This window comes from Planctomycetaceae bacterium, assembly GCA_041398825.1.
Taxonomy (GTDB): Bacteria; Planctomycetota; Planctomycetia; order Planctomycetales; family Planctomycetaceae; genus F1-80-MAGs062.
Window position 1 is genome coordinate 1 of record JAWKTX010000014.1, and the last position, 21,725, is coordinate 21,725.

Below are 21,725 nucleotides of genomic sequence, written 5' to 3' on the forward strand. Positions count from 1 at the left end.
TGGGCCGATGTTCTGTCTGAAATCAAGACCATTTGTCACTGCGGACGAAAGGCCACGATGGTGCTGAGAATCGATTCCGAGGGAAAGCCCCTGCGAGCCGGAAATCAAATTAAGGTGGGGGGCAACGAAAGCTATGTGTCCGTCTGCCGACAGCACTTCAAGGAAGGAATGGCCGAACGCAATTCGCCAACACTTCCCTTCGAAGATGACGAGTAATGCCTCAAGGTTTCTGCTAAACAGACGGAGCGTGGCTCAGCACCGCAAGGCATGCCGATGTCGCTGCGGCGACATTCAGCGATGGTACCGGGCCTGATGGGGGAAGCGCTACAAGCTGATCACAGCGTTCTCGCGTCAGCCGCCGCATTCCTGAGCCTTCGTTGCCGACGATAATCATCCAGTGACGGTCACGCTTGACGTTGTACAGGCTCTCTGTGGCTCGTTCACACGTTCCCAGTATCCAGATGCTGTTTTGCTGAGCTTTCTCGATCGCCTGAGACAAATTGGCGACCGTGCTGAACGGAACGTATTCAACTCCTCCCGTTGCAACGTCGCACACTGTCGCGTTGACGGGGGCACTGCGATCTTTCGTCATAATGATGCCCCTGGCTCCGAAGAAGCCAGCCAGTCGAAAGATCGCGCCAGTGTTCTGCGGATCCTGAACCTGATCGAGAGCGAGCCAGATGCCGAATTCCGGGGCACGATCGGCTTTCTGATCCTCGGAGTGTCGTGGCGGCACGGAGATCGGAGGTGAGCTGACGTTCAGCAATTGTTCCAGTGGAATCGGAGACGGCGGTTCGACAATCGCCATTCCGGCACTTGTGCGTTCGGTGCCCCGATCATCACGCGAGGGCCGTCCTTCCTTCCCGTTCCGGCTGCCCTGCCTGCCGTGTGATTTCTTTCTTCCGTCGCGCGAACCGCGAATTTCGCTGCGCCGTGAATCGGGTGGCGATCCGACCAGAACAGACACGCCATTCGATCGAGCGACATGGGCCACGTGGTCCCAGACATCGCCCGCCCCAATGGTCTGAATGCTGACCGATTTGACTGCTTTCGGACGCACTTTTAGCGCGGCAAGAATGCTGTGTGGGTTACGAAGTTCCAGCATAGAATTTCTGACCGCGAAGAATGTCGTTTGGGGAATACGATACGTACTGATCGTTCAATGAGGTTCACTGTTGGTGGCCGGGACATTTCATGCCCGCCTGCGTTGTCAGCCGAGCCTGATAAGTGACTGATCGGTGATGACTGTACTATCATCGTCGGATAGATGAAGGATATCGGATAGACGCAGGATGACGTGTCATTCCGCGACGATCTCCGTTCCAACACCTGTATCCGAGTAAATTTCGAGCAGTACAGAATGCGGCATGGCGGCGTCGACAATATGAACCTTGCGAACGCCTGCGTCCAGCGCATCCAAAGCGGCTTCGACTTTCGGGACCATACCTCCGGCAATGGTTCCGACGGCGATCATATTACGGACCTGTGATCCGGTGACGTGAGACAGTCGACTCGCGGGATTGGTGATGTCGGTAAGGATACCGGGGATGTCGCTCAGAAAGACCAGTTTCTCGGCTGCCAGCGCACGTGCGACTGCTGCCGCTGCAGTATCCGCGTTCACATTCATGCGATGACCATAAGGGCTGAGAGCGATACACGGGATCACCGGGATCGTACCTGTCGAACAGACGCGCACCAGTGTGTCCACTTCCACTCGAGTCACACTTCCCACGTGGCCGAGATCCAGTTCGTTGCCCTGATCATCCCGGAGAGACAGCTTTTCGGCTGTCAGCACATTCTCACTGCCAAAGTGCAGCCCGGTTGCTCGCGAACCTTTTTGGTTGATCTGGTCGACAATGGACTGGCAGATGTCTTCAATCAGAACTCGCGAAGCGATTTGCAGAGTTTTATTGTCGGTGTAGCGTCGACCCGCAACAAACTTCGGTTCAATGCCGGCACTGTTCATGGCAGAACTGATGGCTTTGCCACCACCGTGAACGATGACGGGCTTCATACCAACGGTCGACATGAAGACGACGTCCGCCAGAAGACTGTCCACTGCTGCCTTATCATCCAGTGTGCTTCCGCCCAGTTTGACAACGACGTATCTTCCGCGGAAGCGCTGAATCCAGCTCATAGCCTCGATCAGTACGCGTGCTTTTCGGATTGCTTCTTCCATAGTGGACCAAATTCTGTGCAGCGGGAAAATCACTGCTGAGGGAGGGCGAGCGATGTTATGAGGGGCACGATTCTATGATTCGGCGAAAGCGAATCAACGTGCGAATCGCTCGTTGTGTTCAGATTACATTCGATTACAGTGATGTCTCGACTCGGCGAATGCTGGAAACGGCTGTGAACCACCGGATTTCAATGGTCCGAGACGAAGTGTTTCAGGTGCCTGTGGGTGTGGAATCAGCCAAAGACTGACTGTCCGCACGGGTACAGGTGAAAAGGGAAGACGGTGAAAATCCGTCGCGGTCGCGCCGCTGTAACCGGGGACCATCACTGCATTCATCCACTGCGAATCCTGCTGCAGGGCGATTAGCCATCCAGTGAGTTCGTGGGAAGGGGCAGTTGAAGGAATGATCCGGAAGTCAGAAGACCTGCCTGAAATGCCGGAGATCAGTCCTTCGCGAAAAAGGATTGTCGTCCATCATACGAATCGCCCCGAATCCTGATTCGGGCTGGTTCCGTTGGCATGCGACAATTTTGCTTCGCGGGTTTTCCTGTTTCAGTGTCGGGCTTCCACCGCCCGGACAACGGAAAGGTCGTCATGCCTGCACAAACAACGCCTGAACCCGAATTTTCTCCATCCGCGACCCCACCACGGCATCGCCATCGTGGTTTCACGCTGATTGAGCTTCTGGTTGTTATCGCGATCATCGCTGTCCTGGTCGGACTATTGCTGCCGGCAGTCCAGCAGGCCCGTGAAGCCGCTCGAAGAACTCAGTGCCGCAACCGATTGAAGCAGCTGGTGCTTGCGATGCACAATTACGCCGATGTCTACCGGGAGACATTCGTTCCGTATGTAATCGAAGACCAGCAGCGTTTGAATTACCTGAGCACTTTCAGCGGCAATCAGGGCACCGCGCAATTCTGGTTTGGCACGGTGGACTACGACCAACCGCTGCCAGAGAATCAACTGGCATTTGAACGGGGGCCGTTGAGCCCCTTCATGGAAACAAACTATCAGGCGTTTCAGTGTCCGAATTTCGGTCCGGGGCAAATGGACAGTGTTCGATTCGGACGCCCGGCATCGGGGTTCGGATTTAACGGCTATTATCTGTCTCGCCCCGGCGGAATCGAATGGCTTCCGCCTGCCTGGGCCGCGCAGTTAAGCCGCAAACCGGTGACGCGAAAGTTTCGCGATGTCCGGTCGACGTCTGAAACCCTTGTATTTGCCGATGCTGCTCAGGTCAAGCTGGTGACGTTTGCCCCGCCCACCTACAGCTTTGAAGAAACGTGGTTGCTGGAACCGCCGAGCAATAATTTTCCGAACATCCACTTCCGACATTTGGATTCAGCCAACGTAGCCTTTCTGGATGGTCACGTCGAAAGTCGAGCCTGGCAAAGCCTGGTTGAGGTGCCGGGAAGCAATTTCCTGTCGCAGGAACAGGCCGACCTGATGAAGGAAAAACGTCTGGGCTTCGCTTCCAACGGGAATCTCCATGATCCTAACCTGCGGGATGAGCTTTACGATCGCGAGTGACGGGCGTTCTGTGTTCCGGAAAGGATCATCGTCCTGGTCAGGAACAGCGAAGACTCAGAATGCTGCTGAAACCCGAAGTCCTGCTGTCTGCTGGCGTATTGGCTCAGGATATTTCACAATGCCAATCCTGACCCAATCGCGTCTCATTGCAGCGCGAGCATTGCCTTCGAGCCCCACCCGATAAATCCCCACGCAGAACGAATTCGGAGTTCTCCATGAAGTATCTCTTTGCATCCGTGCTGATTGCTGCCGTCAGTGTTTCAGTGTTCGCCGATGAAAAGCCATCGGGCCAGCAGCAGGCCGCATCAGAGTCACCATCCGATGGTAAAGTGCTGAAGGTGGGAATGATTGGACTGGACACTTCGCATTGTCTGGCGTTTGCGAAACTCCTGAACGTGAACGACGCACAACACGTTGCGGGGTGTCGATTGACTCTGGTGTACCCCAAAGGATCGCCCGACATCAAAAGCAGCGTTGAACGGGTTCCGAAATACACCGAAGAGATTCAGAAACTGGGGGTGGAAATCATCGAAGATCTTCCCGCCATGATTGCTCAGGTCGACGCGGTGTTGCTTGAGACCAATGATGGACGGCCGCATCTGGAGCAGATTATTCCCGCACTGAAAGCTGGCAAACCCGTGTTTATTGACAAGCCGATTGCTGGTTCACTTGTGGACGCCATCGCGATATTCAAGCTGGCAGAACACTACCAGACACCTGTCTTCAGTTCGTCTTCACTCCGGTTTGCGTCCGCGGCTCAGGACGTTCGGAATGGTTCCATCGGCGATGTCACGGGTTGCGACGCATATTCGCCGTGTTCGCTGGAGATGACTCATCCGGACCTCTTCTGGTACGGAATTCATGGCTGTGAAACATTGTTTACTGTCATGGGGGCCGGCTGTGAAAGCGTTGTGCGAACCCAGACAAAAGATTTCGATCAGGTCACGGGAACATGGTCTGATGGTCGAATCGGTACGTTTCGTGGTATTCGATCCGGCAGCAGTGGTTATGGCGGCACAGCATTTGGCACCAAAGGAATTGCTCCGGTCGGAAAATACGACGGCTATCGTCCGCTGGCTGTTGAATTTGTGAAGTTCTTTCAGACAGGCATTGCTCCGGTTGGCCCTGAAGAAACGATCAATCTTTATGCCTTTATGGAAGCCGCAGACGAAAGTAAGCGACAGGGATTTATTCCAATAAAAATTTCAGCAGTGATGAAGAAGGCGGAAGCGACGGCCGCACAAAAAGTCGCAGACATCACATCGAAATAGCGTCATCCGAAACAGGCTTCGAAATTTCCAGGTCAGCATCTCAAAAGCACTTTTCATTTTCCATCAGACCGCTGCTCCCGGCGCTGATGATGTCTGCGGCTGCCTTCGTGCTGGCAGCCTCGCGAATCAATCACGGCCTGATCGATTCGCGTCTGCCGGCCGGTCCCGGTTTAACCCTGGACGAATCGTTCAATGTGGGTCAGGGAGTGTATCTGGCTGAGGCGATCGGTCGCCACGGTCCCATGATTCTGACACCCACTGTGGCAAAGGAGGTTTTCGCTGCAAGAGACTACCTGTCGGATCATCCTCCCGTGGGCCGAATCCTGCTTGGCATGGCTCACCAGATGACAGCATGGCTGATAGGCGGAGCCGATGGATGCAGTATCAACATTACTGCGGCCCGAACGGGTTCGTGTTTTGCATTCGCGGTGCTGATCTTTCTGGTGTTCGAATTTTGCCGACGACACTTCGATCAACCAACGGCAACCGCTGCCGCGGTCGCACTGATCTTCATGCCGCAGTTCATTGGTCACGCAAGACTGGCAACGCTGGAAACATCGACCGTGCTGGCCTGGTCCGCGGCTGTGCTGGCATTTGCATCCTGGTGGACCCGAACGACACCACCAACGAATCGCCAGGCAATATTCTGCGGTGCCCTTTGGGGGGGCCTGATGCTGACGAAAATGCAGGGCATCCTGCTGCCGCCACTGATTGCCGGATGGAGCCTTTACCATCTTCGAATCCGCGCAATTCGGCCACTGCTTCTTTGGACTCTGTCAGGGTTGTTCGTTGCATTTGTGTGCTGGCCATGGCTTTGGCTTGACCCCATGGAACACATCCGGCAATACCTTGGGCGCGCGTCGGATCGACAAACGCTGTATGTCTGGTATCTGGGGGAACGATTCGCCGACAAGCTTGTTCCATGGCACTTCCCGTTTGTGATGACGCTGATCACTGTGCCGGTCTACGCATTGCTGAGCCTAGTGATGCGAGCCATGAACCGCCAAATGCAGACGATCGAATGGTTTCTTCTGGCGGCAACTTTGTGGCCTTTGATTGTGTTCGCGCTGCCAGGGACACCCGTCTACGACGGAACTCGGCTTTTCCTGTGTATCATGCCCTCGCTTGCTATTCTGGCCGCGCGGGGGTTTGCACTATCGATCCGTCGAATCCGTGAGGCGAGACTGCATCCGGAAACGGTTCCTGTCGGTCGATGGTTGCCTGCCTGTCTGTTGATTACCGTGATCGCTCTGGCCAAGACGACCGCAGACCGAAGCTGGCTGAGTCCCTATGCCATCAACGAATACAACGATCTCGTCGGCCGCGGCCGCGGTGCGTGGCGACTGGGGATGGAATCGTGTTACTGGTCCGATTCGCTCAATGGCGATTTCTGGAAGCATATTGCAGAAGATACGACAATCTTCGTGGCTCCCGTGTCACATCAATTTCAGTTGAATGCGATCGAATCACTGGTTCCCGTGGTCGCTCGCAAAAATATCCATCTTGTCCCTTTTGAATACGATTCGCAACGTCAGCGCGGCCCGTTGCTGCTGCTTCATCGCCTTGCCGATCTGCGTCGTTCCCTTCGCGAAGTCCCGCCGGGTGCAGAACTGCTGATTGAAGTCCAGTACGATGGCGTTGTGCTGGCTCGCCTCATCGATACAACCCATGCGGAATGGGATGAACTCCCCGAATAACAACTCGATTGGCCAGCTGACCGTTCTTCTCCATTGATCCCACGAGGCCCTCATGAACCACGCACGTTCGTCCCTCTGCGGGAAGCTGAATCTTTGCTTCCTGGTTGCACTTGTCGGAACATGTCATTCACTGGAACAAGCGGCTGCCAGTGAGGACGCACCACTGGCTGCATCCACGACTCTGCGAGTGTTGTGTTACAACATTCACTATGGTCAGGGGAATGACGGCGTCTACGATCTGGAGCGGCTCGCAAAGGTCATCAAAGACAGTCAAGCAGACATCGTTGCGCTTCAGGAAGTTGATGTGGTTGTCCGGCGATCCGGTTTAGTCCATCAGGCTCGGGAACTTGCAAAGCTCACAGGACTAGCCGTGCGATTTGGTCCAACTCAGCATTACGACGGCGGTCTCTACGGCAACGCTGTTCTGACTCGCTTTCCTGTCCAGGATGTGCATATTCAGCCATTGCCCTATTCAGAAAGCACAGCCGCACGCACAACTTATCCCCGGGGAGCCATCAGGACAGAATTGACGATCAGCAATGGCATCCCCATCACGTTTATCAGTACGCATTTTCAGCACAACGTTCCCGAAGATCGGATTGCTGAAGCGAAGGCTGTTAATCAGCTGTTTGCAGCTGATAGTCCCTCTCAGCCAGTCATTCTTGCGGGCGACATGAACGCGACGCCGGACTCAGAACCGATTGCAATACTGCTTGAGAAATGGAATCACGCAATGGATGCAGCTCAATCTCCATCGGCGCCCTCCAGCAAACCGCGCAGTCGCATCGACTACGTCTTCTACAGAGGTGCCGGCATTCGAATGACTCATTCAGAAGTCATTGAAGACGACATGGCATCTGATCATCGACCTGTACTCGCCGTCTTCGAAATCAGTTCCCCTCAATAGTCTTTCGGCCGCCAGCACGTGGACGTTGTCAGAAAATCCAGCCTATGAATATCCTTCTCCCGCTAAACAATCCCGGTCCCCTGAGCATGTTTCGGACTGTGCGATTCGCCTGCCTTCCCGTCCTTTGCATGATGTTGGCGACCTCAGGGTTTCCGGTTTTCGCCCAAACCCGGGATGAAGGCCAGCTAAAGGCCAGCCTTACTGCCACATCAGCAGAAGAAGATACGGCAGGCAAGGAGCAACTGCAGCAGGCCCTGCAGGCGGCCGGGGAAAACCGAACGGAACTTCTGATGGCGATCAGCAAGTCGCCAGCGGCTCATCGGGAAGCGATGGAGTTCCTGATCGCCAATATGCCGGAACGCGACCTGAGATCGCTTTCCTCGGAGTATCTGCTGGAGAATGTGCGGCTTGCCTATGAAGCATGGGAGCAGGCTCCCTGGAAGACAGACGTACCTCATGACATTTTTCTGAACAACGTGCTTCCCTACGCTAACATCAACGAACGCCGGGATGGATGGCGAAGACAATTCATGGAGCAGTTTCGCCCGCTGATTGCAGAAGCTTCTACGCCGTCCCATGCAGCAGCCCTGCTTAATCAGAAGCTTTTTCCGCTGGTAAAGGTCAAATATTCGACGCAGCGTCCCAAGGCGGATCAGAGTCCGCTTGAATCGATTAATGCCGGCCTGGCCTCCTGCACAGGATTATCCGTGCTGCTGATTGATGCCTGCAGAGCCCTGGGCATACCCGCTCGGTTTGTCGGAACACCGTTATGGTCCGACAACAGTGGAAACCATTCCTGGGTGGAAATCTGGGACAACGGCTGGCACTTCACTGGAGCGGCTGAACCAACAGGAAACAATCTGGACAAGGCGTGGTTCAGCGGCAGAGCGGGGACGGCCGTTACCGATGATCCCAACCATGCGATCTATGCTGTCAGCTTCCGGCGGACACCTCTGAGGTTTCCTCTGGTCTGGGATCGTTCGATCGACTACGTCAGCGCGGTGAATGTCACAAATCGCTACGTTGCTCAGGCTGAAAAAGTGCCGGATGGAATGGTCCTCGCCATGTTCTGCGTGAAAGACCGCAGGGACCAGAAGCGGATCTCTGCCAGGGTGCGCGTCCTGAACAATCGAAACGAAAACGTCTTTGAAGGTATTTCCCGAGACGAGGGATTTGACACAAACGACTACCTGCAGACCTTTCTTCAACAGGGAGAACAATATCGCGTCACCATCCGCTGCGATGACATCGAACAGGCCGAGACTATCCGGGCAGAAAACAGGTCGGGGCCATGGATCTGGACGATCGCCCGATCAGGAGGTTCTTCTGCCGCAACTCGTTCCGCGAAAGCGGTGGCTGATCTGGTCGCTTTCCTTTCGCAACCGACGGATCAGCGACCCGATATTCAGCGGCAGGAATTTGCAAAAGTGCCCCTGACAAAAGGCGATGCCGCCGAAGCCGTTGCACTGCTTTGGTCAGACCACCAGGACCACATTCGAGCAACTCGAAAGGCCGAAACGGATGCGCGCGAACTGGTGATTGGCGAACTGAAAATGCCATTCGACTTCAAAGTGTTTGGAACGAAGCCGCCGACCGGTCGAAGCCTGTATCTCTCTCTGCACGGCGGCGGTGGCGCGCCGAAGCGAGTGAACGATCAGCAGTGGGAAAACCAAAAACGGCTGTACGAACCTGCGGAAGGTCTTTACCTCGCGCCGCGGGCTCCGACAGATACCTGGAATCTCTGGCATCAGGCCCATATTGATCAGTTCTTCGACAGACTCATTCAGAACCTGATTGTGCTGGAAGAAGTTGATCCCAATCGAGTGTACCTGCTCGGATATTCCGCCGGGGGTGATGGTGTCTACCAACTGGCTCCTCGCATGGCCGACCGCTTTGCGGCCGCGGCCATGATGGCCGGACATCCCAACGAAACTTCACCACTCGGCCTGCGTAATTTGCCGTTTACTTTGCACATGGGAGAACTGGACACCGCATACAATCGCAACAAGACTGCTGTGGAATGGCAGACAAGACTGAAAGCCCTGCAAAAAGAAGATCCAGAAGGCTATGACCACTGGGTTCATATTCATGCTGCCAAATCGCACTGGATGGATCGTGAAGATGCCGAAGCGATCCCGTGGATGGCCGGCAAATCTCGCAATCCTCTGCCGCAAAAAATCGTCTGGAAGCAGGATGACGTTGTGCATTCCAGATTCTACTGGCTCGGCACAAACCCACAACGCATCAGGGAACGCGCTGAGATTCGTGCTGAACGCGACGGTAACTCTTTCGCTGTGAAATCGGATGATGTCGAAGAGTTTGCAGTTCTTCTGAACGACGAGATTGCTGACCTGGACAAACCAATTACCGTCACACACAACGGCATCGTTCTGCACGAGGGAATGGTTGAACGAACGATTGATGCAGCCGCACGCTCCCTGGCAGAACGCGGAGATCCAGCGACGGTGTTTACCAGTCAGATCGCTGTAGTTTTATCCGCGCAACCATAGCTTTCGTTGTTGAATTGCGGTGACAGCATCAGCAGCAGAATGCTGATTCAACGGTTGTTTGTCGGCATTGCTTGCTGCCCATCAATCGAAAGCGGTATGCTGGGCGTTCGAAATATGCACAGCTGAGGCATCGACTGTGCCGCTTTCCTGCGCGATTCAAATTCCTGCCGAGCTGCCAACCTTTCCTGCCGGAGCTGCTCATGTTGATCTGTCTGGTTCGATCCCATGCTGCAGTTGCAGCACTACTGACGGCCTGCCTGCTTTCGGATGCAGCTCTGGCGACACAGCCATCGCCTGTGAGCGAACAGGATGGCGCTGGTCTCCCCGCCAGTGTGTTCACGGAGCTTTCCCGCAGCTTCGACCAAGAACAGTTACCGTTGCTGAAACAGTTTTGTCTTGATTGCCATTCGACCAGCGAAATGCAGGGTGAACTGGATCTCGAAACATTCAACTCGTTCGATGCTGTAAGGCGGCACCCTGCGGTCTGGCAAAAAGTTGTGGAAATGATCGACAACGGCGAAATGCCGCCAAAGGATTCTGCACAACTGTCCGTCCGGGATCGCAAACAGTTTCGCAACTGGGTCCAGGAGTTTCTGAACGCGGAGGCCCTCGCAAGCGCCGGAGATCCCGGGCCCGTCGTCCTGCGACGTCTGAACAATGCCGAGTTCACGTATACCATTCAGGACTTAACCGGTGTGCCGCTGGAGCCGGCTCGCGAATTTCCAGTGGACAGTGCATCGGGGGAAGGATTTACCAATACGGGTAGTTCGCTGGTTATGTCCCCGGCGATGATCACGAAATACCTGGATGCTGCTCGCGAAATCAGTTCACATGCGGTTCTTCTGCCTCAGGGTTTTCGCTTTTCGAAATTCCATACGCGACGCGACTTCACAAATGAGATGCTCGATCAGATTCGCAGCTTCTATGCACGATATACCGACAGCTCTGGTGGTGATCAGGTCAATCTGCAGGGAATTGTTTTCAATACGAATGGTGGCGGACGACTGCCGCTGGAAAAGTACCTGACAGCATTGCTGGAAAACCGAGCTGGCCTGCGAGCCGGCTCAGTAACGTTTGAACAGATTGCACTGGCATCGGCCAACAATTCACCTCAACTCAGTGCACGATACCTGCAGACACTCTGGGAATCACTGGAGGCCGCCGATCGGCCCGATTCGCTGTTGTTGAACAAACTTCGTGCCGCATGGCATCACGATTCACCGGAGGCCCGTTCAGAAATTCTTCAGCAGGTTGCACGATGGCAGTCTGCTTTGTGGCAGTTCACAACGGTGGGGCATATCGGCAAAGTGAACGGGCCGACTTCCTGGCTGGAACCTGTCAGTCCGATTGTGTCGCGACAGGACATCAGATTGCCACTTTCTGCTTTGGCGGCCGCACAGTTGGCCCCTGGCGAATCCGGCCAGCGGGAGATTTCGTTGTACCTTGTCGCGGGCGATGCCGGAACATCGTCGTCCGGCGATGTTGTTGTCTGGGAACGACCGCGACTGGTTGCGGCCGGGCGGCCGGATTTATTATTAAGAGATGTCCGCGATGTGACTCGTGAACTCGCCGCTCATCGCCAGCAGCTATTTTCCACAGCCGAACGATGTCTTGCTGCCGCATCCCGTGCCAGTGAAACATCACAGACCACCGATGTCCATGCGCTGGCTGAGGAATTCTCTGTCGATGCTGCGTCGCTCACCGCATGGCTCGACTACATGGGAATCGGTTCAGCAGGGCCAGTTCGGTTGGGAACGCCCATCGGTCGCAAGATGGAAAACGGTGCGGGCTACGCTTTCATCAATGGGTGGCATGAAGATGACGCGCTCAGCATCGTCGCCAATTCATCGGATCAGCATGTTCGAATTCCCGGCAATATGAAGCCTCATAGCATTGCCGTGCACCCGGCCCCGACACTTTCGGTTGTTGTCGGCTGGAAAAGCCCTGTGACGGGCACACTGAACATCGAAGGTGCCGTTCAGCATGCCCACCCCGAATGCGGGAACGGGACTGCATGGACAATAGAATTGCGGCGAGGAAACACCAGGCAACGACTGGCTGCAGGCATCAGTCACGGCGCGACCGTCATCCCGTATGGTCCGCTGGAAGATATCGCTGTGCGGCAAAATGATGTCGTCTGCCTGATCATCAGCCCTCGGGACGGAAACCATTCGTGCGATCTGACCTCAATCGACATGACTCTGAATTCAAGTCTGCCGGACGGAACAACTCTGCAATGGAACATGGCGAGCGACTTGTCCCCCGACCTGCTGGCTGGAAACCCCCATGCGGACCAGCACGGTCATCTCGACGTATGGCATTTCTTCTCGGAACCCGCAACCGGTTCTACCGGACACGTCATTCCTGCTGGGTCATTGCTGGCCAAATGGCAGAGCGAAGCCGATTCGATAAAGCGATCCTTACTGGCTGCACAATTGCAGAACCTGCTCCAGAACGGCCCGCAGAATGCCCCGGGAGACTCGCCCGACGCGATCTTGTATCAGCAGCTGACATCGCTCAGTGGACCACTGATGTCTTCCGCCCTGCAAATGATCTCCGTCAGGGAAAGGAGCACGGGGTCGTCGTCAGCCAATGGTGTGAATGCTGACGAAGGACTTGAAGGACTCCCATGGGGGCTGGATCGCTCAAAATTTGGAGCACATCCGGCAGACAATGGACTTTCACAGGATCTGCCTGCCGTTGAGTCGGCCAGTCTGTGTGTTGCTGCGCCGTCTGTGCTTGAAGTTCGGCTTCCTGCTGACCTCGTGGCAGGAACGGAGTTCGTCACCACAGCGATGCTGCATCCGGTTTCAGGAGCCGAAGGCAGCGTACAAATGCAGGTCCTCACTTCTCGCCCCGAAAAGCTTGAGGGCCTGCAGCCAGCGTCTGTCACAAATACGAATGGAGTGGGCCCCTGGACATCCAATAATCGTGGCATCGCGTATGCCACGCCCGTCATTGTCAATCAGGACAGCGTCGCACGGGAGCAGATCGAGCAGGCTTTCGACGACTTTCGACACCTGTTTCCGGCAGCATTGTGTTACACAAAAATTGTTCCGGTGGACGAAGTTGTTACTCTCACGCTTTACTATCGCGAAGACAACCATCTGAAACGACTGCTGCTCAGCGAACGCGAAACGGCAGAACTCGACAGACTCTGGGAGGAAATGCGTTACATAAGTCGAGAGGCTTTTGCGACTGTCGATGCCTTTGAACAATTGATGGAATTCGCGACTCAGGATGCGGACCCGGGTGTCTTTGCGCCAATGGCTGGTCCAATTCAAAAGGCTGCCGACAGATTTCGTGACACGCTCAGAAAAAGTGAGCCTACACATATCGAAGCGATGATTGATTTCGCTGCCCGGGCGTATCGACGTGATCTGAAAGCAGGCGAAGCCGATACCCTGCGAAGTCTCTACGCCGAGCTCCGGGCCGATGGCCTCTCTCACGAGGATGCATTCGGCATGTTACTTCAACGGGTTCTTGTAGCGCCGTCGTTTCTCTATCGACTGGAGACCCCAGGCAGGGGCAGCGATCCGTCGGCTGTAAGCAGCTGGGAACTGGCGAATCGGTTGAGCTACTTCCTGTGGTCGTCAGCTCCGGATGCACAACTGCGAGAAGTCGCTGCGAATGGAACGCTTTTACAGCCGGATATTCTGAAATCGCAGGCAACCCGAATGCTGGAGAATCCCCGGTCACGCCGCATGGCGACCGAGTTTTTCTGCCAGTGGCTGCATATCTATGACTTCGATCAGCTGGATGAAAAGAGCGAACAGTATTTTCCGACCTTTGATTCTGTGAAACCGCTGTTGTACGAAGAAGCGATTCTGACATTCACAGACCTGTTGCAACAGGACCGATCTCTTCTGGATTTATTCGACGCTGACCACACGTTTCTCAATGCCGCTCTTGCAGAACACTACGAAATCCCGGGCGTAGATGGCACCAACTGGCGTCGAGTCGATGGCGTGCGGCAATATGCACGCGGAGGCATTTTCGGGCTTGGCGCCACGTTGGCGAAACAATCTGGTGCATCACGCACAAGTCCGATTCTGCGAGGCAACTGGCTGAGCGAAGTCGTGCTGGGCGAGAAACTACCAAAGCCACCGAAAGGAGTTCCTCCGTTACCGGAAGAAGAAGCAAATGTGGAACTGTCGGTGCGGCAACTGGTGGAGCGCCATACCAGCGACGATCGTTGTTCCGGCTGTCATCTGCGGATTGATCCCTACGGCTTTGCCCTCGAGAACTTTGACGCCATCGGCCGTTTCCGAACCAGGGATCTTGGCGGCCGACCTGTCGAAACCAGCACAACGGTTCTGGACGGAACCACGATCGACGGCTTCGAAGGCATGAAACACTATCTGCTGACCGATCGCCGTGACGCTATCGTTCGTCAGTTTTGCAGAAAGCTGCTTGGCTATGCCCTTGGCCGCGCAACACAACTATCCGATGAACCACTCCTGGATGACATCCAGAAAGATCTTGCTCGAAATGACTACCGCATCTCAACGGTTGTGAACGCAATTATCACGAGCCCGCAATTTACGAAGATTCGCGGTAGTGACGTTGCTCAATCGACAAGCGACTGATCACACTGCGCTGGTTCTGCACATTCTTCCGGCACGATCCGTGATCAACGTGCCGCTTCACAGGCAGTCTTCATCTTTTGCAAACCTGTCTTTGCAACCTGCAGCGCGTCCTGTTGCCAGTAGTCTTTGTTGAATAGCTCCAGTGACAATGTCACGCTGCGTCCATTGCCGCCAATCATGTTCAGGATGTCTGTCAAAGGAGCGATGCCATCTCCCGGGTAGACGCGGTGGGAGTCATTCATTTCCTGTCGTGATGGCGAAGCGGGATAATCATTCATGTGGAAGACCTGAATCGCCGCATCGCTCAACAACTGGAGGCCGTTAAATCCAGAGCCGCCCTTAAATATATGATAAACGTCCGGCAACACGCATGCTTTCGGATGATCAGCTTCGGTGCACACGAATACAGTTTCGCCGAGCCGCGAAAGATTGGCAGAAAAGCCCCAAACTTCCAGCTGCGGTGTGACCCCCGTCTGATCGCCAAGTTCCAGCAACGCGCGATAACGCTCTGCGACGACAAACAAATCCAGCTTCGGGCCCTGATTCGCGCCGGATGGTGGAGCGGCGATGCGAGTTCCCCCGAGTACTCTCAGCATATCCATGTCACGTTTGGCTTCTTCCAGCCCGGCTTTCCGTTTTGACTCATCGTCCACAATCCATTGAGCAAAACCGATCGCACTGTCGACTGTCAGACCCGCATCCTGAATCTGTTTTCGAAGATCGGCCAATTTGCCACCGGCTTCAACGAATTCAGCGATACTCCGAATCCAGGGTTCGATTCCATCGTATCCCGCCTCAGCGGCAATACGGATTTCTTCCTGAATGCCGAGTTTTTGCCCTCGAATCGTGCTCGTGTTCAGACAGAACCGAAACGGTGAGGCGATTGTTTGATTGCCGCCGTCAGCTGATTCGGCAGCCACAGCATCTGCGCTCCTCCGGGTTGCCAGTATTCCTGTGGCCGCAGAAGCCAGAAAAGCTCGTCGTGCGAACGAAATTGATTTCGATTCCATTGAGATCTGTCCTCAAGACTAGTCGGGCCTGGTCGCCAGCAATCCGGCGCCCGAAGGTAGTTGACAGAGAAAGCAAAAGAAATCGTTTGTCCACCAGGAGCGGCAAAAACCGGCCAACTCCAAAAAAATCGAGTCTGCCGTGAACCCATTCCCCCGAAGTCACGAAACTGACTTCCGGCCATTGAGTCTCCTTGACAGTATTTTGGATGCGTGATAGTGTTCTGCGCTCGGTGACAAAGTCTTCGGACACGCACCACCAAAACCGGGGGATTAGCTCAGTTGGGAGAGCGCTTGCATGGCATGCAAGAGGTCATCGGTTCAAGTCCGTTATCCTCCAATTCACAGAAAGCCCTGAAAACACTTAGTTTTCAGGGCTTTTTTGTTTTTCACGGTGAACCGATTTCGTGTGCATGTCCCCATTTTTGTCCCCAAAATCCGGACAAGGGAGACTCGTCCATGCGAAAGCCGTTCTACAAAAAATCTCATGGGGCCTGGTACGTCAACCACCACGGCCGAATGATCCGTCTGAGCCAGGACAAGGAGGAAGCGTTCAAAGCTTACCACGAGCTGATGGCATCGGAAGCACCAGCATCGTCGAATGACTCGGTGGCCACACTGATGAACAGCTACCTCGACTGGTGCAAAAAGAATCGGTCAGCTCAGACCTACATCTGGTACAAAGAATTCCTGTCCTCATTCGCCCGTTCGATCGGCGTCCGTCTGAGAATCGGCAGTCTGAAACCTTTGCACATCACGCAGTGGACAGACACTCAAGAAGGCTGGAATGACACGACAAAGCACAACGCCGTGAGAGCCGTCAAGCGGGTCTTCAATTGGGCGGTGAAAGAAGGCCGGCTCCGAATCAGCCCCATTCAAAACGTCGAACGCCCAGCTCCTCGTCGCAGGGAATCATTCTTGACATCTGCTCAGTTCGAGCTGGTCAGGAACTGCGTGAGGGAAGGCGGCTTTCGTGACTACATCACATTTCTGTTTGAAACAGGAGCTCGCCCACAGGAGATCCGTGTGATCGAGGCGAAACATTGTGATGTGAAGGCCGGTCGAATCGTGCTGCCTGCGAGCCAGGCGAAGGGTAAGCAGTATCCGCGACTGATTCTGCTGACACCGGCAGCGAAGGATCTTGTTGCCTCACTGTGTCAACGTCACCCGGATGGCCCTCTATTCGTGAATCGAACTGGCCACGCCTGGAACAAGGACTCCGTGAACTGCCGATTCCGCCGAATCAGAGAGCAGCTTGAAAAGAATGGAACTCCAATTGCCGGTCTCTGTGCCACCAGTGCAAGGCGTCGGTCTCGTCGTTCTTGAGGAACAGGTGCAGCTTGCCGTTGATGATCTTGAAGTTAGTTGGGCACGCCTCGAACTCCTTGTCGATGGACATACCAAAGGCGCATCGACCGCCGTAGACAGGGATGTACTTGTCAGGGTTCCGGTCGAACTCTGTTTTCACTTCCTCGTTGACGAAGTGGTAGACCTTGCCGTCGTGCGTGGAAGAGAACTGTGGATCGCCTTTCATCGGCTGGCTCAGTGCGAAGTAAGCGACCGGGCAGTGCCCCTGAAGTTCTGGTGTGTGATCTAGAGTCATGGTGATTCATCTTTCTTAATGGTTGTCGGGATTGAGATTGTGAGAGCAGGCGGCAACTACTTGCCTGCGATCTTGGGCCGTGCCGCTCGCAGGACGGGATAGGTGCCGGTGAAGACATAATCCTCATTGGCTCCCGAGTGGCAGGCGTTGCACGATTCTGTCTTCATCCGAGTCCCCACCGATGCGTAGTCGGGCGCTTCCCCAAAGCGGAAGAAGGCCCAGCCTCCCGGTTCGTCGCTGAACCGCTTTGAGTCCTTCACCATCGCTTCCAGGCTGACGAACTCTCCTTGGAAGTAGCCGTTGCCACTGTCCATCTTCTTGCCACCGACCGAAACGAGTTCCTTGAGGATCACTGTGCCCTCGGCAAACTTGCCGGTCTGCTTGTAGGCGGCGTAACTGGCTGGATCGATGTAGACGTTGTGGAACTCGGGAAAGGCCGCCTTGCCATCGTTCATGTCGTTGGGCGTGACGGGTGCCCCGACGAAGACCCATTCCCGGTGATCGGCTGGGCGCAGCAGTTCGCCCTGCTCGTTGTGGTTCACCAACCTGGCCTGCATTCCGGGTTCTCGCTCGGCAGCATTCGCAGTTGCCATCGGCGTGTCGGCTGAGGTGCCGCAGCCTGACAGCAGCAGTGGCGCTGAGGCGGTTCCGGCGAACAGCAAGACGGCTCCCAACAGGTTCTTTTTGTGACGCATGTGTCTTCTCCTCACTGAGTGAATCAAGTGGCCCTGAACGACGGTGTTCACTGGCACGGCTCTCGCATTTGCAAGGAGAGTGCCAAACAGGGAGGAGACGCTTGGAAGCGTCGTAAACCGTTGGCACAAAAGGCGTTCATCTTCACGGCACTTTTCAGGAGAGGCTTTGGTGAATACGATATTTCGTAACACGACACGACATTCCGTGAATGTTAGGGATGGAGAAGGGGTTCTGATGGCGGCGAAAGGCAAACCGATGGCGCCCGACCCGGATGCTACGCTGCGGTCCATCATGGAGGGGACTGCCGGGGCCAGTGGCGAGCATTTCTTTCGCTCGCTGGTGCAGTACCTCGCCGTCTCACTCAATGTGAAGTCATCGTTTGTGGCCGAGTTCAACCCGGAGCGAACGCAGGTCCAAACGCTTGCTGTCTGGGTGGATGGAGAGCATGTCCCCAACTTCGACTTTGGGATCGAGGGAACGCCCTGCAAGCACGTTCTGAGCGGAGCGATTCAGCATTTCGCCGATGACGTACAGCAGTTATTCCCACCAACGACTATCTCCGTGCGTTAGATGCTCGCAGCTATCTGGCGATTCCCCTCGTGGACGAGACGGGTGTTGTTGTCGGGCATCTCGCCGTGATCGACGACAAGCTTCTCGCCGCCGACGAGCGAGAGCTTTCGATCTTCCACATCTTCGCCGCCCGAGCGACCGCCGAATTGATTCGTCGGCAGGCCATCCGGCAACTGGACGACAGCCGCCAGCGAGAACACCGCTTGCGGGTTGAACGCCAACGAATGGAAGCAGAAGTCGCCTACCTGCGGGAAGAGTTGAGGAACACGATCCGACTTCTCGGAGATCGTCGGGAGAGTGACGGTATCTGGAAGGTGTTGCGGAGCATCGACATGGTAGCTCCCACCGATAGCACGGTGCTGATTCTCGGGGAGACCGGCACGGGCAAGGAACTCGTGGCACGGGCCATCCATAAGAACAGTAAGCGGAGTAATGGGCCGTTCGTGCGAGTCAACTGCGCTGCTTTGCCCGAGTCGCTGCTGGAGAGCGAACTCTTCGGCCACGAGCATGGAGCATTCACCGGAGCGACTCAAAAGCGGACAGGTCGCTTTGAGTTGGCGGACGGAGGGACAATCTTCCTTGATGAGATCGGTGAGATGCCGTTGCCTGCGCAATCACGTCTGCTGCGTGTATTGCAGGAGCAGGAACTCGAACGTGTCGGCAGCAGTCAGACGATCCGGGTCGATACCCGAGTGTTGGCTGCTACAAATCGAAGCCTGCTCGATATGGTGGACGAAGGGACGTTTCGGGAAGACCTGTATTACCGGCTCAACGTCTTTCCGATTCAGGTGCCTGCGCTGCGGGAGCGCAGGGAAGACATTCCCACGCTGGTCCGATTCTTCATCAAGAAGCTGGCCGAACGACTGGGCCGACAGATTGAAAGCGTACCCGCCAGCATCATCTCGACTCTTCAGGAGTACAACTGGCCGGGGAACGTTCGGGGTTGGAGAATATCGTCGAGCGGGCAATGATTCTCTCCACGGGTGACACGCTGCAACTTCCCAGCGGTGTGATTCCCGTCCACCGCCAGAAGAAAAGCTCGGTCCTGCGGTCACTCGCCGAGATGGAGACCGAACACATCCGGGCCGTGCTGGACCACACCAACGGCGTCATCGCCGGGCCGCAGGGAGCAGCCAGGATTCTCGACATGAACCCCAATACGCTTCGCAGCCGGATGGAAAAGCTGGGCATCACGGTGGAACGCTGAGATGCGAGAGTTCCGAGTCAAACGCATCTATGACGCCCCCAGCCCCGAAGACGGTGTGCGGCTCTTGGTAGATCGCCTGTGGCCACGAGGTGTCTCGAAAGAGGCGGCCAGGATCGACTTGTGGGCGAAGGAACTCACACCATCGCATGAACTGCGCAAATGGTTTCACGACCAGCCCGATCAACACGCCGAGTTTGCCAACCGATACAGGCTGGAACTCAACGAACGCCTCGACGAAATCATCGGAATGTTTTTGTCGATCGATTCTTCACGGTTGACCCTGGTAACTGCCACGAAGGACTTGAAACGAGGTCACGTCGCTGTCTTGTGTGAATTCCTCGAAGCTATGGTCATCTAACCTGCCCGCCTCCTGCACTCATGCCAGAATCACCTCAAGTGCTCTGACTACAATGCACAGGCTCATCGTCATCGATCGAATGCCCGGTCAAAGAAAAGTTCAACTGGTATCCTTAATCCTCCACTTTCTTAAAACAGAAGCCGCTGATCAAATGGGATCAGCGGCTTTTCTTGTGGAGTCATGGAAGAGTTCAGAGCTCAATCGGGAAACGCAGTGATTGCCCCGATTGACCGAAATCAAATGCTGGCAGTAACTTCTGGAGTTCAATCGTCCAGTACCTTCTGCGATTAGAATCAATGTCGCCGCACTTCGTCTATTTGGGGCCTGCAGCGCTTCGATAGATGTGCGTTCTCTCTGATGGCGGTCGAAAGTGATCTCGATGTGGCGAAACCACACGCCTGCGGCATGTGATGTCTTGACTTATGACACGCCCTCATCGGGCAGTTTACTCCGGAGACTTCGCGCCACAACTGTCATCAGTCCGATCACAGAGTGTGAGGTTTGTTCTGCAGCACAAAAGCGTACTACAACTTCAGAGACAGCCACCCGCTCGCACCGATCGCCGTCTCGCAGAATGATTCCATACGTGGCCTGCGGTCGGAAAGGACACCACTGCCTGAGTGGTGAATTGACGGTTTGGAGTCGCTGTTCGAACAGCTTTCAGGCCTGTTGCCCGGCGGGCTGTCAAGCCGGACAATGTTGTGATGAAGACTCCTGCGTTCCGTCGTCCGGATCGAGAACAAGTGTTCGAACGATAACGTGGACCAGTACATTCGTGAATTCCGAACCATTAGCCGGTGTTCAGGACGAGTGAGCCGTCATTTCGGTCCCTGAAAACAGGCTCAGCGACAACTCTTTCCTCGCCGAAATGCAGATCCCATATTTGCACTTGCAATTACTGAATCTGCACGGGTATAATCGGTTGAAAAGAAAATGACACGCATCACCAAGAAACAATTTCTCGCGGACTCTCAGGGAAGAACGTTCGTCGACGTCGCCGATGACCCGGAACAGCCATTTAATGTTGTGCTGAAGTTTTTTAGTTCGGCCGATCGACAGCGGCGAATGGAAGATTCGGAGATTCACCACGACAGGCCGCCTCTGGCGGGAGTTGTGCGTGAACTGGAAGCGGAACCTGCTGTCAATCAGTTTCTGTCTGAGATTCATGTGACGCAGAGTAAGCGGTTACGCCAGGCAATCGGCGTTGTCGTTCGCATGATCATGGAACGTCGTGGCTGGAAGAAATCAGGACGAAAGGGGTCGTTGGGGGTACGTGCCCCGAAGACGTCCGTGCGATCTCCGCGACATAATTCTGGTGGCCTGGCATTTTGGTTCGTTCGCGGCGAGCGGTACGAACGAGAAGAGGGGATGCCGTATCGTTCTGTGCGAGAGCGATTTCAAGAGCTTGAGTCCCCAGCGAACACGAAGTAGTTCGACTGAAGGAAGCCAGCCATAACTGCGCTGGTGTTGACTCGGCCAGCCGTCGGTCGCAACCGATGTGAGTGACAAGGACGAACAGCGGGCACTGGTGCGCCGGCGGACGCAAGGCCAGGGACGGCGGGACGGGGTCGAAGAAGTAATTGAATACCTTCGCTCGAATT

General features: G+C 55.2%; 19 protein-coding genes, 1 tRNA gene and 1 riboswitch. Of the genes, 15 read left to right on the forward strand and 5 right to left on the reverse strand.

Annotated features, from left to right (window positions below; translation table 11 throughout):
• Window positions 1–216 (forward strand): hypothetical protein (locus tag R3C20_21480; GenBank protein MEZ6043079.1); only part of this gene is annotated, 216 nt, incomplete at its 5' end.
• Between the two features lie 16 nt (window positions 217–232).
• Here the strand turns inward: R3C20_21480 and R3C20_21485 are convergent.
• Window positions 233–1,105, reverse strand: a complete 873-nt coding sequence (locus R3C20_21485; GenBank protein ID MEZ6043080.1) for an RNA methyltransferase — start codon at window positions 1,103–1,105, stop codon at window positions 233–235.
• Window positions 1,106–1,300: 195 nt separating this feature from the next.
• Window positions 1,301–2,179, reverse strand: coding sequence for an acetylglutamate kinase (gene argB, locus R3C20_21490; GenBank protein MEZ6043081.1), 879 nt, complete (start codon window positions 2,177–2,179; stop codon window positions 1,301–1,303).
• A gap of 74 nt (window positions 2,180–2,253) precedes the next feature.
• Between argB and R3C20_21495 the strand changes: the two genes are divergently transcribed.
• The 7 genes from R3C20_21495 to R3C20_21525 all read left to right on the forward strand — a co-directional run bounded on the left by R3C20_21495 (window position 2,254) and on the right by R3C20_21525 (window position 14,683).
• Window positions 2,254–2,427: a hypothetical protein gene (locus tag R3C20_21495; protein ID MEZ6043082.1), complete on the forward strand. Its 174-nt coding sequence runs from the start codon at window positions 2,254–2,256 to the stop codon at window positions 2,425–2,427.
• Window positions 2,383–2,626, forward strand: a riboswitch (cobalamin riboswitch). It overlaps the preceding gene by 45 nt.
• Before the next feature lie 147 nt (window positions 2,627–2,773).
• Window positions 2,774–3,709 (forward strand): DUF1559 domain-containing protein, encoded by a 936-nt coding sequence (locus R3C20_21500; GenBank protein ID MEZ6043083.1) that lies wholly within the window; start codon window positions 2,774–2,776, stop codon window positions 3,707–3,709.
• Between the two features lie 215 nt (window positions 3,710–3,924).
• On the forward strand, window positions 3,925–4,980 hold the full coding sequence (locus tag R3C20_21505) for a Gfo/Idh/MocA family oxidoreductase (GenBank protein ID MEZ6043084.1): 1,056 nt from the start codon (window positions 3,925–3,927) through the stop codon (window positions 4,978–4,980).
• An 86-nt stretch (window positions 4,981–5,066) separates the two neighbouring features.
• The gene (locus R3C20_21510; protein MEZ6043085.1) at window positions 5,067–6,677 is read left to right on the forward strand and encodes a glycosyltransferase family 39 protein; all 1,611 of its coding nucleotides are present in this window, start codon (window positions 5,067–5,069) and stop codon (window positions 6,675–6,677) included.
• A gap of 52 nt (window positions 6,678–6,729) precedes the next feature.
• Window positions 6,730–7,584 carry an endonuclease/exonuclease/phosphatase family protein gene (locus tag R3C20_21515; protein MEZ6043086.1) on the forward strand — a complete coding sequence of 285 codons (855 nt, stop codon included), beginning with the start codon at window positions 6,730–6,732 and terminating at the stop codon, window positions 7,582–7,584.
• A gap of 44 nt (window positions 7,585–7,628) precedes the next feature.
• A complete protein-coding gene (locus R3C20_21520) occupies window positions 7,629–10,094 on the forward strand; it encodes a transglutaminase domain-containing protein (protein ID MEZ6043087.1) in 2,466 nt (821 codons plus the stop codon).
• Window positions 10,095–10,294: 200 nt separating this feature from the next.
• A complete protein-coding gene (locus tag R3C20_21525; protein ID MEZ6043088.1) occupies window positions 10,295–14,683 on the forward strand; it encodes a DUF1592 domain-containing protein in 4,389 nt (1,462 codons plus the stop codon).
• A gap of 44 nt (window positions 14,684–14,727) precedes the next feature.
• Here the strand turns inward: R3C20_21525 and R3C20_21530 are convergent, their stop codons facing one another.
• Complete coding sequence (locus tag R3C20_21530) at window positions 14,728–15,693, reverse strand: sugar phosphate isomerase/epimerase family protein (protein ID MEZ6043089.1); 966 nt, start codon at window positions 15,691–15,693, stop codon at window positions 14,728–14,730.
• 264 nt (window positions 15,694–15,957) lie between these two features.
• On the opposite strand from R3C20_21530, the gene R3C20_21535 reads away from it, so the two are divergent.
• Window positions 15,958–16,030 (forward strand) — tRNA-Ala (locus R3C20_21535).
• A 119-nt stretch (window positions 16,031–16,149) separates the two neighbouring features.
• Window positions 16,150–17,016 (forward strand): tyrosine-type recombinase/integrase, encoded by an 867-nt coding sequence (locus R3C20_21540; protein MEZ6043090.1) that lies wholly within the window; start codon window positions 16,150–16,152, stop codon window positions 17,014–17,016.
• Here R3C20_21540 and R3C20_21545 read toward each other — a convergent pair.
• Window positions 16,934–17,293 carry a YHS domain-containing (seleno)protein gene (locus R3C20_21545; protein ID MEZ6043091.1) on the reverse strand — a complete coding sequence of 120 codons (360 nt, stop codon included), beginning with the start codon at window positions 17,291–17,293 and terminating at the stop codon, window positions 16,934–16,936. The two genes, R3C20_21540 and R3C20_21545, sit on opposite strands and share 83 nt — an antisense overlap.
• A gap of 56 nt (window positions 17,294–17,349) precedes the next feature.
• Window positions 17,350–17,988, reverse strand: a complete 639-nt coding sequence (locus R3C20_21550) for a cytochrome P460 family protein (GenBank protein ID MEZ6043092.1) — start codon at window positions 17,986–17,988, stop codon at window positions 17,350–17,352.
• 169 nt (window positions 17,989–18,157) lie between these two features.
• On the opposite strand from R3C20_21550, the gene R3C20_21555 reads away from it, so the two are divergent.
• From R3C20_21555 to R3C20_21575, 5 genes are all read left to right on the forward strand, one after another.
• The gene (locus R3C20_21555; GenBank protein ID MEZ6043093.1) at window positions 18,158–18,559 is read left to right on the forward strand and encodes a hypothetical protein; all 402 of its coding nucleotides are present in this window, start codon (window positions 18,158–18,160) and stop codon (window positions 18,557–18,559) included.
• Window positions 18,560–18,588: 29 nt separating this feature from the next.
• A complete protein-coding gene (locus R3C20_21560) occupies window positions 18,589–19,530 on the forward strand; it encodes a sigma 54-interacting transcriptional regulator (protein MEZ6043094.1) in 942 nt (313 codons plus the stop codon).
• A complete protein-coding gene (locus tag R3C20_21565; protein ID MEZ6043095.1) occupies window positions 19,503–19,766 on the forward strand; it encodes a helix-turn-helix domain-containing protein in 264 nt (87 codons plus the stop codon). Before R3C20_21560 ends, R3C20_21565 begins: the two co-directional genes overlap by 28 nt.
• 1 nt (window position 19,767) lies before the next feature.
• Entirely contained in the window at window positions 19,768–20,124 is a 357-nt protein-coding gene (locus R3C20_21570) for a DUF488 family protein (GenBank protein MEZ6043096.1), read from the forward strand.
• Between the two features lie 933 nt (window positions 20,125–21,057).
• Complete coding sequence (locus R3C20_21575) at window positions 21,058–21,555, forward strand: hypothetical protein (GenBank protein ID MEZ6043097.1); 498 nt, start codon at window positions 21,058–21,060, stop codon at window positions 21,553–21,555.
• Window positions 21,556–21,725: the final 170 nt, after the last annotated feature.